Genomic DNA, 16,540 nt, shown 5'->3' on the forward strand with positions numbered 1-16,540 from the left:
TCTTCTGCTATGCTATTATACAGAGTTATTATTATTGTATGTGTCATAAGAAAGGATTAAGCTCGAATGAAATTTGCGGTATTGGATTTTGAAACGACAGGCACCCAGTCCGCGGATGACATCATTCAAGTCGGACTTGCAATTATAGATCATGATAACAGCATTTCCCGTGTTTACGGCTCTTATGTAAACCCTGGCAGATCTATTCCACCTTTTATCACCGGATTGACCGGAATTACAGACGATGACGTCAGGGATGCACCTGCACTCGAAGAAATGATGATGGAGCTCGTGCCTATGCTGGACGATGTCGTACTCGTCGGTCATAACGTGGCGTTTGATTTTAATTTTTTGCAAAGCGCTTTGGACCGGTGTGGATATTTACCCTTTAGCGGTAGAATTTTGGATACGATGGATTTTCTGAAAATTATGTTTCCATCGTTATCTTCTTATCAGCTAGGTTTTGTTTCCTCAGAGTTTGGGCTGGCGCATGACCGCCCTCATCAAGCAGACAGCGACGCGTTGGCTACGGCTGAGGTGTTTTTAAAGTGTCTGGGCGAGCTTCAAGCACTGCCTCTGATAACGATACAGCGGCTTAGCGATTTGTTCGCAGAGGAAGACAGCGACCTGGGTTGGTTTCTTGACGGCATACGAGAAGAGAAAGAGCTAGATCCTATTCAGGATTTGGAGAAACATCAGTTTTTTCGTCAGCTTGCGCTTAAAGTGGAAGATTGGACTGAACTGGCTGCTCCACGCAGAGAAGATGATCCGAATCCACTGTCAGGCGTTTCCTTTGAGGAGTATATGGATGATGTACGGGACAATTTGCGTTCATCCTTGAGCCAATATGAGGAGCGCGAGGCGCAGATACAAATGATTGAGGGTGTAAATCAAGCCCTGAGTCAAGATAAGCATTTGTTGATTGAGGCGGGTACAGGAACAGGGAAGTCCCTGGGCTATTTGCTTCCGTCACTGTATCACAGTGTAAAATATGGGCAGAGGGTCACCGTAAGCACGCATACCATTAATCTGCAGGAGCAATTGCGAGAGCGTGATATTCCGATGCTGACCAAAGTGATTCCGTTCCCGTTCCGGGCTGCCATCTTTAAGGGACGGGGGCATTATTTGTGTCTGCGTAAGTTTGAACATAAAATAAACAGAAGAGACTTCGCGACACCAAAGGAAGACTTGATTACAGCGGCTCAAATGATTGTCTGGCTGACTCTGACAGAAACCGGTGATGATGAGGAACTAAACCTGAGCAATCGTGGAGGGGATTTTTGGGAAACGGTTGCTAGTGATTCCGAGTCCTGTCTTGGTCGTTCTTGTCCATGGTTCCGCAAATGCTACTATCATCGTGCACGTCATGAAGCAGGAACAGCGGATGTGGTTATAACGAATCACTCCAAGCTGTTCACCGACGTCAAAGCAAGTCATCAGCTGCTGCCTAGCTATGAACACTTGGTGATTGATGAGGCACATCATCTAGAGGAAGTAGCTGGTAAGCACCTGGGCATGCATATGAAATATTTCACACTCGTGCATACGCTGACTCGATTGTTCAAGGACAGCAAGAATGGGCAATTGCCTTCGTTACGTCAGCAGTTGGCAAAGTCGGGGCATGAGAAGTCGACGGAATGGGCCTCGGTCATTGATCAGTTGTACCCACTTGTGTTAGAGGTTAAGGAAACTTGGGACCTACTAAGCGATAAGCTGTTTGGCATGTTGCCGGAGCGAACTGATGCCACACCAGGTGAAACGGGGCAATTTTCTTCGCGTCTCAAACCGTCAGCCAAGCCTGCAAAGTGGGATCAGGCGGCGGCATTGGAAAATCAGCTTTATGTAACATTGAGCGAAATTTTGCGCAAGGGCGACAAGCTGATGCTGGATGTCAAGGAAGAACATGACGATTATGCGGCGGATAGTCTCATTACAGATATCACGGGTCTGCTTAAGGATTTGGCGGGGATTAGGGAAAATTTGCGCTTCTTTATACGACTCGATGATGAAACAACCGTATATTGGCTTGAAGCGAGTGGACAATTCCGTAGTAAATCATTGCAATTTTATGCGGTGCCCGTCGATGTGAGCCGCCAGTTGAAAGAAATGTTTTTTGACAAAAAAAGAAGTATTATTCTGACATCTGCTACTTTATCGGTAGATAAATCGTTTCAGTACATGACCGATCAACTCGGCTTGCAGGAGGCCGCAGATCAAGGACGATTAATGACGTCACAGCTCCCATCACCCTTTAATTACAGGGATCAGGTGTTGCTGGTCATTCCGCGAGATTTTCCGAGTGTGAAGGGCAGTGTAGGAGATGCACATTTTGTAGAGATGCTCGTTAGCTCTCTAGGAGCGACTGCCCAGGCGACGCGGGGGAGAATGCTCGTTCTGTTTACTTCCTATCGGATGCTCCGGCAAGTGTATGAGCCGCTCAAAGAGGCGTTAGCGTCCAGCGATATTACCGTGTTAGGACAAGGTGTGGACAGTGGGAGTCGCAGCAAGCTAACCCGCCGTTTTCAGGAAGCGAAAGCTTCTGTATTGCTGGGAACCAGTAGCTTCTGGGAAGGCGTCGATATTCCAGGGAAAGCTTTGACTTGTCTGGCTATCGTTCGCTTGCCGTTTCAACCGCCTAACCACCCGTTACTGGAGGCCAAAAGCGAGTTGCTCCAGCAGCAGAAGAAGAATCCATTTATGAAGCTGTCTGTACCACAAGCAGTTATTCGCTTCAAACAGGGTTTTGGGCGATTGGTACGTACAGCGAGCGACCACGGAGTCGTCATCGTTTACGATACGCGTGTGATCGAATCCTATTATGGAAAGCACTTTTTGTACTCGTTACCGGGACCAAAAATGGAGCATATGCCATCGGAGCAAATGGTGCCCCGCATCGCCGAATGGCTCCAATCCGCCCCGGAGACAGAGGCACAACGGACGGACACTTAAAGTCCGTTACAATTAGGGGGAGCAAGTATGAAATCAGATAAAATTTCAGAGGCTGTCGTACGGAGATTACCCGTATATTTACGTTATCTGAATGCACTGCACAAACGGGAGGTGGCTACGGTCTCTTCTCAAGAGCTGGGACAGAGGTTAGATTTGAATCCGGCCCAAATTCGTAAAGATCTTGCCTATTTTGGCGATTTTGGTCGGAAGGGCATCGGTTACGATGTTTCTTATCTAATTGAGAAAATACGCCATATCCTGAAAATCGACCAGCAAATTAATGTAGTATTGGTCGGAGCAGGTAATCTGGGTCAAGCCCTATCGAACTATAATGCTTATTTAAAAGACAATATGAAGATTGTGGCGGTTTTTGATGCGTTCCCGGATAAGGTTGGGACCAGAATCAATACTTTGGTCGTACAGCCGATGGATGAACTGGAAGCGACTGTGAAAGAAAAAAATATACGAATCGGGATTATTACTGTACCTGATTTTGAGGCACAGCACGTAGCTGATAGGCTGATTGAGAGTGGAATTGGAGCGATTTTGAACTTTGCACCTATCATTCTCAAGGCACCGGCTAACATTCGGATACATGCCACAGACTTTACAACTGATTTGCTTAGCCTCGCTTATTATCTGGAGGACGGAAAGGAAGAAGCACAATATGACAGTGAATAAATGGATGATTAAAAACGGCTCGTTTGCCGTGAATGGACCCGAGGCTGGGGTAATCCATGGTTTTATGATTGTGGAGGATAGCCGTATTACTTACATTGGCGAGACTTTGCCTGCGGGTGAGGAAGAGACAGAAGCAATCGACGGCAAGGGGTTATTGTTTTTACCTGGTCTGATCAATACTCATGGTCATGCGGCGATGTCTCTGCTGCGAGGGTATGGAGATGATTTGGCACTTCAAGTGTGGCTTCAGGAAAAAATGTGGCCTATGGAAGCCAAGTTTACATCTACGGATGTGTACTGGGGAACTTCTTTGTCAGTGCTGGAAATGCTAAAAGGTGGAACCACGACTTTCCTGGATATGTACGATCATATGGATGAGGTGGCTCGTGTAGCTGAAGAGTCGGGCATTCGTGCAAGCTTGATGCGTGGAGCCATTGGACTCTGTTCAGAAGAAGAACAGCGGATCAAGCTAGCTGAGGCCGTGACTTTTGCGCGTAACTGGCATGGAAAAGCAGACGGACGTATCACAACAATGATGTCTCCTCATGCCCCATACACATGCCCGCCTGCGTTTATTGAGAAATTTGTTCAAGCAGCACATGATCTCGATTTACCATTGCATACGCACATGTCCGAGACGATCGCCGAAGTTGAACAAAACGTACGCGACTACGGCTTGCGTCCAGTTGCACACTTAGATAAGCTTGGCTTTTTCTCCCGTCCTTCACTTGTTGCCCACGGCGTTCACTTGAACGACGAAGAAATAGCTTTGTTAGCGGAACGAGGTGTGGCGGTATCGCATAATCCAGGCAGCAACTTGAAGCTGGCAAGTGGTGTAGCTAGAGTGCCTGACTTGCTGCGTGCAGGAGTTACTGTTTCACTCGGAACAGATGGTCCTGCCAGCAATAATAACCTGGATATGTTCGAGGAAATGCGTCTGGCAGCACTCATTCACAAGGGAGTATCTGGCGACCCAACGGCAGTTCCTGCAAATGAAGCACTACGTCTGGCAACAGAGTATGGTGCAAAGTCGATTGGTTTAAAAGAGGTAGGAGCGCTGGCAGCAGGCAATAAGGCTGACTTTATCGCGCTAGATCTGAATCAGGCCCATTTCTTGCCGCGTACAGATCTTATTTCCCATGCCGTATACTCTGCAAGTGCCAAAGACGTGGCTCATGTGTGGGTAGACGGCCGTCAGGTTGTGAAAAATGGCGAATGCCTGACGATGGACGAGGAACGTATCAAACATGAGGCACAAGCCGCCTTTGAAGGGCTGCTGTCGCGCTAATTTAGGTGTCACATCCCCTTAGAGAGGAAGCACAGGTTTGAAAAATAAGAAGAAATGGATAGCGGTCGCCATTTTGGCCGTAATACTGATCCTGGTCAGCATTTTCTGGTATTATTCGTATGTTACTCAAGACCAGGTGGCTGAGAAAAATGCCGCTATCATGAAGGCCAAGCAATCAGGTGGTCTGGTTAGCACGACTCAGACATGGAAGTCTGTGTGGGATCAGATATATTGGGTAGTTCAAGGAAAAAACGCACAGAATGAAAATATAATGGTATGGGTTCCTTTTCAAAAAATGGAGGGGAAACCTAACATACCTGCGGCAGATCCAAGCGGTGTTCATACCGAGCTGATGAAAAACGGAGTCGACGAGCAAAAAATGACAGCGATAATTCAGCAGCAACTTCCAAATGCAAAAATTGTAAGGCTCCAACCGAGTGTGTTCAATGGCGAATATGTATGGCAACTGTTTTACGATGATGAAAGCCATCACAACTATACCTTTTACCGTTTCTCAGATGGAGCATCGACGGGGATAAAGTATACTTTGCCTAATTACTAGCGCGATGTTAAGAGTGTGGATCGGTGGCTTGGGAGTACCCAAGAAGCGTTAGGAGCGCTGCGTAGTCCATTTGATCTTACGATCGCTTCGCTTCTGCAGATTCAAGTGTTCCACTCCGCTGGCTGACAGCTATGGGGCCACTCCAAATAACTTTTATACTCAGTCTATATAGCTTGGAATGATTGAAAGTATTAGAAAAAGACGCAAATACGATTTAATTCGTATTTGCGTCTTTTTACTTAATGCTCCGCAAAGCTGGACTAAAAGCCAGAAGCATCTTTTTGCCTTATCACAACTCCTCCACACATTGCCTTCGATATTAGATTTACGTTATGATATACTATATTTTATAAGTGATAGACAAAAATGATAGATAAATGAGTTGCTGATCATTATAAGATCATGCAATTTGGTTGTTTGTTGACATTCGTCCCGTTTCTTCTGGGTTTTACATTTTGAGAGGAGGATGTTGTTTGAAATTGCGTGCAGTTCCTATTGTGGTGGCGGCCGTTTTGGCAGCCTTGTTAATGTTTGGAGGATGGTTCATTTACCGGCAGGTTACAATGCAAAGTCCTCTGGAAAAACTGGTATCTCAATATCCAGGCGTGACAAGCGCTCAAATAGATATTAAACAGGATCAGGTGGTATTGAAACTAGATCTCAAACCGCAGGCGGATGTGGCCGGATTAGTCGATGTGGTTAAGCAAAAAGGGCAATCCATCATTGGCAACCGCACCATTAAGCTGGATATCGCAGATCGTTCCAATTCTGCACTGAATCAATGGTGGTCTGAGGCTATGTTTCCTGTAGCCGAAGCGATGGAAAATAAAAAGTATACTCAAATTTCATCTACAGTTGAGCAGATGAAAAAGAAAAAGGCAGGTATCAAGGCTGATACCGATATGGATTCGAACAATGTCTATATCCGACTCAGCGAAGGCAATGCGACGAAGTTTATCGTTTTGCCACGTCAATCTCAGCAAATGGGGGTATGGCCTAATGCCTAGATGGATCAAGGAAATATTAATCGGTATTGTGCCGGTGGCCATTATATTTCTCGTTTTTATTGGGGTGAATATTATCCCTCTTCTTGTTGCGGGCGTGATGCTCAGTGGCTTGTTAATGCTCATGCATGCTCGTGGCGGCTTGGCCGTAGGTGCCGGGCAAGAGCGCAAACGTAAAAAAAATGGTCCGGACAAGCTGACTTTTGAGGAAATTGGTGGACAAGAAAGCGCTAAACAGGAATTGCGTGAAGCCTTGGATTTTTTGAATCGTCATGATGAAATTTCCAAGTTTGGCATTCGTCCATTGAAAGGCGTTTTGCTTACAGGCCCTCCGGGAACAGGGAAAACGCTGATGGCGAAAGCAGCTGCACACTATACCAATTCAGTGTTTGTTGCAGCTTCAGGCAGTGAATTTGTTGAAATGTATGTAGGTGTTGGTGCAGGTCGTGTCCGTGAGTTGTTTCGGGAGGCTCGCACTCGTGCAGCCAAGGAAAAGAAAGAAAATGCAATCATTTTTATTGATGAGATTGATGTTATTGGCGGTAAGCGTGAGGGTGGACAGCAACGAGAATATGATCAGACTTTGAATCAGTTGCTGACAGAAATGGATGGCATTTATTCGGCAGATACGCCGCGGATATTGCTCATTGCGGCAACAAACCGTAAAGAAATGTTGGACAGCGCCTTAACGCGTCCAGGACGTTTTGACCGTCATATTCAAGTAGACTTGCCTGATAAGAAGGGTCGTCTTCATATCCTTAAAATTCATGCCAAAAACAAACCGATCCAGGAAGATGCTAATTTGGACAAAATCGCAGAGGAGTCTTACGGTTTTTCCGGTGCACAGTTGGAGAGCGTCATGAATGAAGCGGCTATCTATGCAATGAGACAGGATCGGCAAATGATTGCGCAAAGTCATCTGTCCATGGCGATTGACAAGGTGATGATGGGCGAAAAAACAGACCGAGAATCGACATTCGAAGAGAAAAAACGTGTAGCGATTCACGAGCTGGGACATGCTATTATGGCTGAAATCGTCCGTCCCGGTAGTGTAAGTCAAGTAGCGCTCAGCCCGCGTGGGAAAGCGCTCGGTTACGTGCGTCACAACCCACAGCAAGAGCATTATTTATATACCAAGCAGTACCTGGAGGAGCAAATTATGATCTCGCTTGCAGGGGCTACAGCAGAAGAAATGTACTACGGCGGTCGAAGTACTGGTTCAAGTAATGATTTTGAGCAGGCACTGAACATCGTTCATACGATGATGACTTCCGGTTTGACTTCTCTTGGGATTATTAACATGGAAATGGTTACAAAAGAGGAACTCATGCGGGAAAATGGCGAGATTATGAATGACCTGCATAACCGCACTTTGGAGTTGTTGGAAAAGCATCGTCCTGTGTTCGACAATTCTCTTGACATCTTGATGAAGGAAGAAACGCTGTCCGGAGATCAATTTAGATGTCAATTTAGTGAAAATGCTTTATTACCAGCATAATTTTTTATGCTGGTTATTTTTTTTACTTTTAGTCCGTGCTAAGATATTATTATCTATTGGGACATAAACATGTATTTTTCGACAAAGAAGGATACAATATATGAGAGTGACCAGGAAAGGGTGGAGTTAAGAACCATGCAATTTAAAAAAATCGGCGTCATTGGCGGCGGCACCATGGGACAAGGTATTTCTGAAATGCTTGCGTCCAAAGGAATCGATGTGCTGCTAGTAGAGCAGACACCAGAAAAACTAGACTACGCTTATAATATGATTGAAACAAGTCTAGATAAGCAACTGGAAAAGTGGGCAATTACCCAAGCAGAGAAAAAACTGATTTTATCTCGTATTGAAAAAGTATCCCATCTGGCGGAGCTCGCTAGCTGTGATATGGTCATTGAAACCATTACAGAGAATCTGGATGAGAAGAAAGTTGTTTTCCAAGAGCTGGATCATGTATGTCCAAGCAACATCATCCTTGCAAGTAATACATCCACGCTGAGCCTGACCGAGCTTGCCAGCTCGACCAAGTATCCAGAGCGTGTTATTGGTATGCACTTTATTTATCCAGTATCCCGTATTGATCTTGTAGAAATTATTCGTGGTTTGAAAACTTCAGACGATACCTTTGAAAACACGAAAATGTTCGTGGAAGAAATCGTGGAGAAAAAAGGAGTCATGATTTATGAATCTCCTGGCTTTGTAACTAGCCGGATTATCTGTCTGCTGATTAACGAAGCAGCTCATGTACTTCAAGAGGGCGTAGCTTCTGCGGAAGATATCGACGATGCTATGCGTATCGGCTACAACTTCCAAAACGGTCCTTTGGAAATGGCTGACCGCTTTGGTCTGGATTCCGTTTTGGCGGCTCTGGAGCGGATGTTCCGTGAATTTGGCGAACTGAAATACCGTCCGTCCATCGTCCTGAAGAAAATGGTACGTGCAGGTAATCTGGGCGTGAAATCGGGCGAAGGCTTCTTTAAGTATGACAAGGATGGTGACCGGATATGAAAATCCTCGTAATCAACGCAGGGAGTTCTTCCCTGAAATACCAATTGTATGATATGACGGACGAGTCCGTTTTGGCAAAAGGATTGGTAGAGCGCATCGGTATGGACTCTTCGATTCTGACGCATAAACCAACCAATAAGGAAGAATACACTGAAGTTAGCGAAATTTTGGAGCATACTACTGCCATCCGTAAAGTACTGAATGCACTCACAGATGCAGAGCATGGTGTTATCTCCAGCATTAGCGAAATTCAGGCTGTGGGACATCGTGTGGTTCATGGAGGCGAAATTTTCAAACAGTCAGCGCTCGTAACTCCTGAAGCGAAGAGTGAAATCCGTCGCTTGTTCGACCTGGCTCCACTGCATAACCCAGCATCCATGATGGGGATTAAAGCGGCTGAATTGAATATGCCAGAAGTACCGCAAGTTGTGGTATTTGATACTTCGTTCCATCAAACCATGCCAGAAAAAGCTTATATGTACGCCATACCGAGAGTGTTGTACAATAAGTATAAGGTTCGTCGTTACGGTGCACACGGCACTTCCCATGACTTTGTAAGTAAGGAAGCTGCCAAATTTGTCGGCCGTCCTTTGGAAGACTTGAAGATCATCACTTGCCATATCGGTAATGGTGGTAGTGTAACAGCAGTTCAAGGCGGTTTGTCTGTAGATACTTCCATGGGTATGACTCCACTGGAAGGACTTATGATGGGTACTCGTAGTGGTGATTTGGACCCAGCAATCGTGCCTTATGTCATGAACAAAGAAGAATTGACTGTCAATGAAGTCAATTCCATGCTGAACAAGCATAGTGGACTTCTAGCTATTTCTGGTATCAGCAGTGATATGCGTGAAATCACTGAAGGTATGGAAAAAGGCGAAGCTAATTCTACATTGGCATTTGAAATGTATGAATACCGTCTGCGCAAGTATATTGGTTCGTATGCTGCCGCAATGAACGGAGTAGACGTAATTGTATTTACAGCAGGCGTAGGCGAGAACTCCATCGTTCTGCGTAAGAGAGTGTTGGAACAACTGACATTCCTCGGTATCGAGCTGGATGAATCATTGAACGCTATTCGTTCTGGCGAGATTCGCCGGATTACAACTGCAAATTCAAAGGTAGAAGTACTGATCATTCCAACAAACGAAGAACTGGTAATTGCCCGTGACACGTTCCGTCTGGTTCAGTAGTTCGGTCCGTAAGTGTAAACTTTATACATGTGGAACTATGGTTTAAGTACCACATGCACCAAACAGCGAGAGCAAACAGCCTAACCCAAGGGGGAGGGCTGTTTGATTTTCGGTTCAAGGAGAGAGACGGTCATGACAAATAAAAGTACGATTGCCCAAGTGGGTCGCCATGTAGGGGAAACGGTTACAATTGGCGCTTGGGTAAACAATAAGCGGTCTAGCGGTAAAATTCAGTTCCTGCAACTACGTGATGGTAGCGGGTATATTCAAGGGGTTATCGTAAAAAGCGAAGTGTCTGAGGATATTTGGAATGACGCCAAATCCCTGACACAAGAGAGCTCCCTTTATGTAACTGGAATCGTACGAGAGGAACCGCGCAGTCAATCGGGCTACGAATTGACGGTTACAGGTATTGAAATCATTCATTTGACCGAAAACTACCCGATTACCCCAAAAGAGCACGGTGTAGATTTCCTGATGGATCATCGCCATTTGTGGCTGCGTTCCGCCAAGCAACGTGCGGTTCTGATCATACGGGCGGAAATTATCCGTGCTGTACAGGAATTTTTCAACGGCAACGGTTTTACAAAGGTAGACCCGCCTATTTTGACTCCTTCTTCTGCGGAAGGTACAACTGAGTTGTTCCACATCAAATATTTTGACGAGGATGCTTATTTGACACAAAGCGGACAGCTGTACATGGAAGCTGCGGCAATGGCGCTGGGTAAAGTATATTCCTTTGGTCCAACCTTCCGTGCGGAAAAGTCCAAAACACGTCGTCACCTGATTGAGTTCTGGATGATCGAGCCTGAGATGGCTTTTGTGGATCACGAAGAATCCTTGCGCGTTCAGGAGCAGTTTGTAAGCCATATCGTGCAGTCTGTTCTGAAAAATTGTGCGAAGGAGCTTGAAGCTATCGGACGCGATGTTTCGAAGCTGGAGCAAATTCAAGGTGAGTTTCCACGGATTACGTACGATGAGGCGATTGCCTTCCTTCAAGGTGAAGGATTCGACATCCCGTGGGGAGAAGACTTCGGTGCTCCTCATGAAACAGCTATTGCCGAAAGATATAACAAGCCTGTGTTCATTACGCATTGGCCGACTCACATTAAAGCATTCTATATGAAACCTGACCCATCCCGCCCAGAGGTTGTTCTGTGTGCCGATATGATCGCTCCTGAAGGTTATGGCGAAATTATCGGGGGTTCCCAACGAATTGACGATCCAGCATTGATGGAAGAACGTTTTAACGAGCATAACCTGGCACGCGAAGCCTACCAATGGTATATGGATCTGCGCACCTATGGTACCGTTCCGCATTCTGGCTTTGGATTGGGACTGGAGCGTACAGTAGCATGGATTTGTGGACTCGATCATGTACGTGAAACGATTCCGTTCCCACGTATGCTGTATCGTTTGTATCCATAATCAATGACAGGATCATTTGATAAGACATCAGCGGCAGATTGGGCGGAGGGAGTAGCCTATGCTATGGAAACCGGAATGGTTCAAATTCCCTACGCTCTGCTCAAGCATTATCGGACGCTTCGGCTGACGGATGGTGAAATGCTGCTACTGATGCAGTTACTTGCATTTAAACAAGCGGAACGTAATGAATTTCCGACATGGGAGCAATTGCAAGCTCGAATTGGGTGCACTGCAAACGAAATCGCGCTTTATTTCAGTAAGCTCATGAAAGAAGGGTTTTTGCGAATAGATTCCGTGGAAGACCGCAGTTCATCCGTCCAATTTGAACGTTATAACTTGGCGGGTCTGTATCGCAAGCTGGCTGAATGTATGATCGCCGAGCGTTCGGAGCAGCACGATGAAGATGACATTTTGTTTGCCGGGAAGCCGGATTTACTGAATGGAGTATCGGAATCTCCACTTACAGAAGAACGAAATTTATTCACGATTTTTGAGAAAGAATTCGGCCGACCATTATCACCGATGGAATATGAGACGATCAGCAGTTGGGTGGATCAGGATCGGTATCCGGAGGAGCTTATTTTGCTGGCCCTGAAGGAAGCGGTGTTTGCTGGGAAGGTACATTTCCGGTATATAGATCGCATTCTGCTAGAGTGGAGCCGAAACCGGGTTCGTAATGCACAGGATGCGAAAGAATATGCCCAGCGATTCCGTGGTGGCGGTCGCAATTAAAGTAGCAAACTGAGCCTTTTAGGTAGTAAATTGATGCGCTATGGCTGTCACATTGAAATGGCGATACATGGACAACGCGGAGTATCGCCTGTGCAACATGTAATGTAGGGCAGAAATTTAAAGTGAGCAAGTAGACTTTAATGATAGAGGACACACCCTTCCGATTTGGAGGGTGTGTCCTTTTTAAATTTTTTTTAGAAATATGCAGGGGAAGAAAAATTCCTGGCGTCTATAGTATTGGGAAGGGGGAGAGCGTCATTGATATAGAGAGAATCATTGAACGAATCCGGTCCGGTGATCGGCAGGCGTTCCGTGAGATCGTAGAGCTGTACAGCAAGCATGTATTTCATGTGGCCTATTCGGTACTGCATGACAGCAAGGAAGCAGAGGATGCCGCGCAGGAGGCGTTCGTTCAGGTGTACAAGTCTCTCCCCCAGTACCGGAACGAAGGGTTTAAAACGTGGCTGAGCCGAATTGCGCTTCATAAAGCGCTGGATATCAAGCGCAAACAAGACAGGCGGCCCGCAGAGCTCATAGACGTGGCACAATCCCTTGTGCAGCTCCCTTCCCCGGATGAAGATGTACTGGCCCGTCTCATCCGTGAAGAGCAAACGGTAGAACTATCACAAAAAATCGCCCAGTTGCCCCAGCAGCATCGAGATATTATTCAAGCTTACTATATGCAGGGCAAAACCTACGATCAAATAGCAGAAGAGACGCAGGTAGCTTTAAAAACGGTAGAGTCCAGACTCTATCGGGCCCGACTATGGATTCGGAATCACTGGAAGGAGGAGGAATGGCAATGACTGACCAACAGGATAGACCGTGGATGGAAGGGCAAACGAATGACTGGCATGCATACATTACAGGAACTTGTTCGATAGAGGAATCTACCCGACTGGAAAAGCTCTTGTTGGAAGATGAACAAGCGCTGATGCTATATCTTGTCGCACTGGAGCAATTAGAGTCGACATTGGAAGAACACTCTGCCTGGATGGATACGGAGCGCTTCACAGATCAGGTAATGGCCGTTCTTCCCGATATAGAAGCTGAACCGAGTCAAATTATGTTTAAAAAACGTCGCTGGTTTGAGAAACCTGTGTTCCACTATGTTATTGCCGCAAGTCTGACGTTGATCTTGCTATCCAGTGGAGCCTTTGACAAAATGATGCCGCAAACAGGCAATAAGCCGGTTCCTTCAAAAGAACGCGTCTCTTACAGTGAAGAAGTCATGCAAGCTACGACAACCTGGCTCGATAAATTAAAGCCCTAAATAACTTAAGGGTAAGATGAACAAGTTTAAAATCAACCTTCAGTTGGGAATTTTACCAAGATTCCATAAATAGAAAGGAAGTGTAGCGATGCCTTATACGGAACGAAGCAAGCTATTGGCATTTCTATTGAACATCATTCCGGGTGTAGGACACTATTACTGGACCAGAAAAGCCAATGCGTTTGTCTATACGATTTTGTTTTTCGGATGTCTGGCAGGAGGAATATTTTTGTCAGTGATAGCAAGTGACGGAACGCCTTTTTTTGCTAGTATATTTGTTGCTGCCCTTTTATGGGGACTTAGCATGCTGCATATCGTGATTAGCTTGTTACGTTATGATCCTCGTGCTGTCGCTGCTCCATATCCTCCTCATGCAGGTTCTAATCCATATGGCTTCTACTCTCCAAATGGGTCTTATGGACAGACTGGGTTATCAGGAGAGATACCGGAGGGGGCAACAGACACAGGCACGAATACCACGGGGGGAGGTATGGAATCTGGTCCCGGGTATTATCAACAAGGATACTATGGTATGGCAGGATCACCTGCTTTTCAAAAAGGATCGGATAATGAACGATTTTTTACGATTTTGCTGTCATTCATTCCGGGATTGGGGCACCTTCATTTGGGGCTGATGCAGCGTGGCTTGTCTTTTCTGTTATCCTTCTTTGGCTTTGGCGCGATCCTCATCTTTATTACTAGCATAACGAACGAATCCGGATTTTTGGCGTTTGCAGGCGTGTTGCCGATTATTTGGCTGTATTGCATGTTTGATGCGGTGCAGCATGTACATCGTAAACAAGCTGGAGACATTCTTCAGGACCGGACTTTGTTTGAGGAACTGGAGCATGGAAGAGTTGAGGGACGTCGTAGTAAAATGCTGGCTACCATTTTATCGGTATTTCCTGGTGCCGGACATATGTATCTTGGGTTGCAAAAACGTGGACTACAGCTCATGCTACTGTTTTTAGGATTTATCTATATACTGGACGTGCTGCATCTTTCACTCTTTTTGTTTCTAATCCCGGTGGTCTGGTTTTACAGCTTTTTTGATGCATTGCAGCAGGTAAGCCGTTATGGGCAGGAACAGCTGATCGACAAGCCTGTGATCGGGATGTTTGCTCAATATCATCGCTGGGTAGGTTTGGGACTGCTTCTGCTGGGTGCATACTACATCCTGATTAACGTACTTGTCCCGACACTGGACCGTCTGTTCCCGGATGGACAAATTTACAATTTAGTTGATATGTATTTAAGAACCATTATTGTCTCCCTCCTATTAATTGGCGGCGGTGTTTGGATGATGATCGGTAATTCCAAATTGAAGCGAGCAAAGGAGAAACGATAGAATGGATACTGAATTTTCAAAGAGTGAGGCTTCCTTTAAGGGAGCCCATCACTCTCAGAGCGACGTGACTGGAATAGGTTTATTGGGTACTTCATTCCATAAGAATGGCACCTCCAAGAGCTCAAACGCTCCAACAGGTGTGTGGAAAGTTGGAAGGCTGTCCATGGGACTTTTTCTGGTACTGCTGGGCGGCGTAACGTTTGCCTCTAAGTTTTGGGGAGCGGGCATACTGGATCAAGCGTTGACGTGGTGGCCTGTCGTGTTTGTTTTGCTGGGACTGGAGATTTTAATGTATACCGCTTGGAAAGGGACACGTGAGCGCATTCGCTATGATCTGTTCAGTATGTTTATTACGGCGATATTGGTTTTTTGTTGTATCGGATTTGCCTTAGTCAGCTCATTGGGCATCACTCCGCAAGTCAGAGAAATGATGAGTTCGGTTCAGGAAACAAGGACTCTCCCAGACTGGCATGAAAAACTGCCTGCCGGAGTGACCAAGGTGATTGTACAGGGAGAAGATCCCTATGCGGTCAAAATTGACGCAACCACCTCACCGGAGGTGCATGTGTTCGGGAATTATATATATACAGGCAATGAGGATGATTTCAAAGGAACGGAGCTGTATCAGACAAAGCAAATTGGAGACACACTATATGTACTTCTCAGCCAGGTTCCCACACGTTTTATGCAGACACATCATCAGCTTGACGTTACCATTGCTGTCCCTGAGGGAATAGCGGTTACTGTGCGTGACAGTCAGGGGAATGTGATTGAAAAATAGAGAGGGCTTCTAGCTTCAGCTTTACATTTTGTATCATTCACGCGATACTTGTTAGGGAAGCCTGAGTTGCACCATGTGACTGGTTATAAGATGTAGTTGCTTACCAGGCGTAACTTGATGATATACATTCGAAGCGAATGTAGTCGGAAAAGAGGGGAAAAATGATTTCTTTAAATCCTGACACACTTACAGAGCGTGAAAATTATAAGCTGTTGACCGGGAGTATTATCCCAAGGCCGGTAGCGTTTGTAACGACTTTGAGCAGCGAAGGGGTGCTGAATGGTGCTCCGTTCAGTTATTTTTCCATCGTTGCTGCCGAGCCGCCACTGCTGTCTGTATCCGTACAGCGTGTCGATGGAGTTTCTAAAGATACAGCGCGTAATGCGATGGAGCATAATGCTTTTGTCGTACATATTACAGACGAAGACAATGTGGGGGCAGTGAATGTGACGGCTTCTCGTCTGTCGCCGGAGGAGAGTGAGGTTACACTGGCAGGTCTCACCCCAATAAAGAGTACAAAAATTGCAGTTCCCGGTGTGACTGAAGCGAAAATACGTATGGAATGTATTTTGGAGAAGGTGATACCGCTGGGAGGCAAGGAGGACACACCTGCCTGTGACCTATTAATTGGGCGCGTAGTGCAGTATCATTTATCAGAGGAAGCGTACCAAAATACATATGTGATTGCCAAGGAGTTGCGTCCGGTGAGTCGGTTGGCTGGAAACAACTATGCGAGGCTAGGAGAGCAATTCACGCTGGAACGTCCCCAATAGGGGACGTTGTTTTTTTACTATA

At 46.0% G+C, this 16,540-nt stretch carries 15 protein-coding genes; all 15 read left to right on the forward strand.

Annotated features, from left to right (window positions below; all coding sequences use genetic code 11):
• The first annotated feature begins 66 nt into the window (after window positions 1-66).
• Entirely contained in the window at window positions 67-2,949 is a 2,883-nt protein-coding gene (dinG, locus tag G7035_RS19140; protein ID WP_019687845.1) for an ATP-dependent DNA helicase DinG, read from the forward strand.
• A gap of 27 nt (window positions 2,950-2,976) precedes the next feature.
• Window positions 2,977-3,630, forward strand: a complete 654-nt coding sequence (locus G7035_RS19145) for a redox-sensing transcriptional repressor Rex (protein ID WP_016822178.1) — start codon at window positions 2,977-2,979, stop codon at window positions 3,628-3,630.
• Complete coding sequence (locus tag G7035_RS19150) at window positions 3,617-4,918, forward strand: amidohydrolase (RefSeq protein WP_019687844.1); 1,302 nt, start codon at window positions 3,617-3,619, stop codon at window positions 4,916-4,918. Before G7035_RS19145 ends, G7035_RS19150 begins: the two co-directional genes overlap by 14 nt.
• 37 nt (window positions 4,919-4,955) lie before the next feature.
• The gene (locus G7035_RS19155; protein WP_019687843.1) at window positions 4,956-5,480 is read left to right on the forward strand and encodes a cell wall elongation regulator TseB-like domain-containing protein; all 525 of its coding nucleotides are present in this window, start codon (window positions 4,956-4,958) and stop codon (window positions 5,478-5,480) included.
• Window positions 5,481-5,953: 473 nt separating this feature from the next.
• Window positions 5,954-6,487 (forward strand): hypothetical protein, encoded by a 534-nt coding sequence (locus G7035_RS19160; protein WP_019687842.1) that lies wholly within the window; start codon window positions 5,954-5,956, stop codon window positions 6,485-6,487.
• Window positions 6,480-7,982: an AAA family ATPase gene (locus tag G7035_RS19165; protein WP_016822174.1), complete on the forward strand. Its 1,503-nt coding sequence runs from the start codon at window positions 6,480-6,482 to the stop codon at window positions 7,980-7,982. The genes G7035_RS19160 and G7035_RS19165 overlap by 8 nt, the downstream gene beginning before the upstream one ends.
• 135 nt (window positions 7,983-8,117) lie before the next feature.
• Window positions 8,118-8,990, forward strand: coding sequence for a 3-hydroxyacyl-CoA dehydrogenase family protein (locus G7035_RS19170; RefSeq protein ID WP_013371631.1), 873 nt, complete (start codon window positions 8,118-8,120; stop codon window positions 8,988-8,990).
• Entirely contained in the window at window positions 8,987-10,183 is a 1,197-nt protein-coding gene (locus G7035_RS19175) for an acetate/propionate family kinase (protein WP_013371630.1), read from the forward strand. The genes G7035_RS19170 and G7035_RS19175 overlap by 4 nt, the downstream gene beginning before the upstream one ends.
• Before the next feature lie 132 nt (window positions 10,184-10,315).
• A complete protein-coding gene (asnS, locus tag G7035_RS19180) occupies window positions 10,316-11,611 on the forward strand; it encodes an asparagine--tRNA ligase (protein WP_016822173.1) in 1,296 nt (431 codons plus the stop codon).
• Window positions 11,612-11,614: 3 nt separating this feature from the next.
• On the forward strand, window positions 11,615-12,343 hold the full coding sequence (locus G7035_RS19185; RefSeq protein WP_016822172.1) for a DnaD domain-containing protein: 729 nt from the start codon (window positions 11,615-11,617) through the stop codon (window positions 12,341-12,343).
• Window positions 12,344-12,483: 140 nt separating this feature from the next.
• Window positions 12,484-13,149: an RNA polymerase sigma factor gene (locus tag G7035_RS19190; RefSeq protein ID WP_016822171.1), complete on the forward strand. Its 666-nt coding sequence runs from the start codon at window positions 12,484-12,486 to the stop codon at window positions 13,147-13,149.
• The gene (locus G7035_RS19195; protein WP_019687841.1) at window positions 13,146-13,616 is read left to right on the forward strand and encodes a hypothetical protein; all 471 of its coding nucleotides are present in this window, start codon (window positions 13,146-13,148) and stop codon (window positions 13,614-13,616) included. The genes G7035_RS19190 and G7035_RS19195 overlap by 4 nt, the downstream gene beginning before the upstream one ends.
• An 88-nt stretch (window positions 13,617-13,704) precedes the next feature.
• The gene (locus tag G7035_RS19200) at window positions 13,705-14,964 is read left to right on the forward strand and encodes a hypothetical protein (protein ID WP_019687840.1); all 1,260 of its coding nucleotides are present in this window, start codon (window positions 13,705-13,707) and stop codon (window positions 14,962-14,964) included.
• A 1-nt stretch (window position 14,965) separates the two neighbouring features.
• Complete coding sequence (locus tag G7035_RS19205; protein WP_019687839.1) at window positions 14,966-15,745, forward strand: hypothetical protein; 780 nt, start codon at window positions 14,966-14,968, stop codon at window positions 15,743-15,745.
• A gap of 161 nt (window positions 15,746-15,906) precedes the next feature.
• Entirely contained in the window at window positions 15,907-16,518 is a 612-nt protein-coding gene (locus G7035_RS19210) for a flavin reductase family protein (protein WP_019687838.1), read from the forward strand.
• Window positions 16,519-16,540: the final 22 nt, after the last annotated feature.

Origin of the sequence: Paenibacillus polymyxa (assembly GCF_015710975.1) — a bacterium.
Lineage (GTDB): Bacteria > Bacillota > Bacilli > Paenibacillales > Paenibacillaceae > Paenibacillus > Paenibacillus polymyxa.

Bases quoted from the DNA above. Each gene is read 5' to 3' on its own strand.
- G7035_RS19185 (WP_016822172.1), top strand. From the start codon at position 11,615: ATGACAGGATCATTTGATAAGACATCAGCGGCAGATTGGGCGGAGGGA.
- G7035_RS19190 (WP_016822171.1), top strand. From the start codon at position 12,484: ATGATAGAGGACACACCCTTCCGATTTGGAGGGTGTGTCCTTTTTAAA.
- asnS (WP_016822173.1), top strand. From the start codon at position 10,316: ATGACAAATAAAAGTACGATTGCCCAAGTGGGTCGCCATGTAGGGGAA.
- G7035_RS19175 (WP_013371630.1), top strand. From the start codon at position 8,987: ATGAAAATCCTCGTAATCAACGCAGGGAGTTCTTCCCTGAAATACCAA.
- G7035_RS19195 (WP_019687841.1), top strand. From the start codon at position 13,146: ATGACTGACCAACAGGATAGACCGTGGATGGAAGGGCAAACGAATGAC.
- dinG (WP_019687845.1), top strand. From the start codon at position 67: ATGAAATTTGCGGTATTGGATTTTGAAACGACAGGCACCCAGTCCGCG.
- G7035_RS19170 (WP_013371631.1), top strand. From the start codon at position 8,118: ATGCAATTTAAAAAAATCGGCGTCATTGGCGGCGGCACCATGGGACAA.
- G7035_RS19150 (WP_019687844.1), top strand. From the start codon at position 3,617: ATGACAGTGAATAAATGGATGATTAAAAACGGCTCGTTTGCCGTGAAT.
- G7035_RS19200 (WP_019687840.1), top strand. From the start codon at position 13,705: ATGCCTTATACGGAACGAAGCAAGCTATTGGCATTTCTATTGAACATC.
- G7035_RS19145 (WP_016822178.1), top strand. From the start codon at position 2,977: ATGAAATCAGATAAAATTTCAGAGGCTGTCGTACGGAGATTACCCGTA.
- G7035_RS19210 (WP_019687838.1), top strand. From the start codon at position 15,907: ATGATTTCTTTAAATCCTGACACACTTACAGAGCGTGAAAATTATAAG.
- G7035_RS19165 (WP_016822174.1), top strand. From the start codon at position 6,480: ATGCCTAGATGGATCAAGGAAATATTAATCGGTATTGTGCCGGTGGCC.
- G7035_RS19205 (WP_019687839.1), top strand. From the start codon at position 14,966: ATGGATACTGAATTTTCAAAGAGTGAGGCTTCCTTTAAGGGAGCCCAT.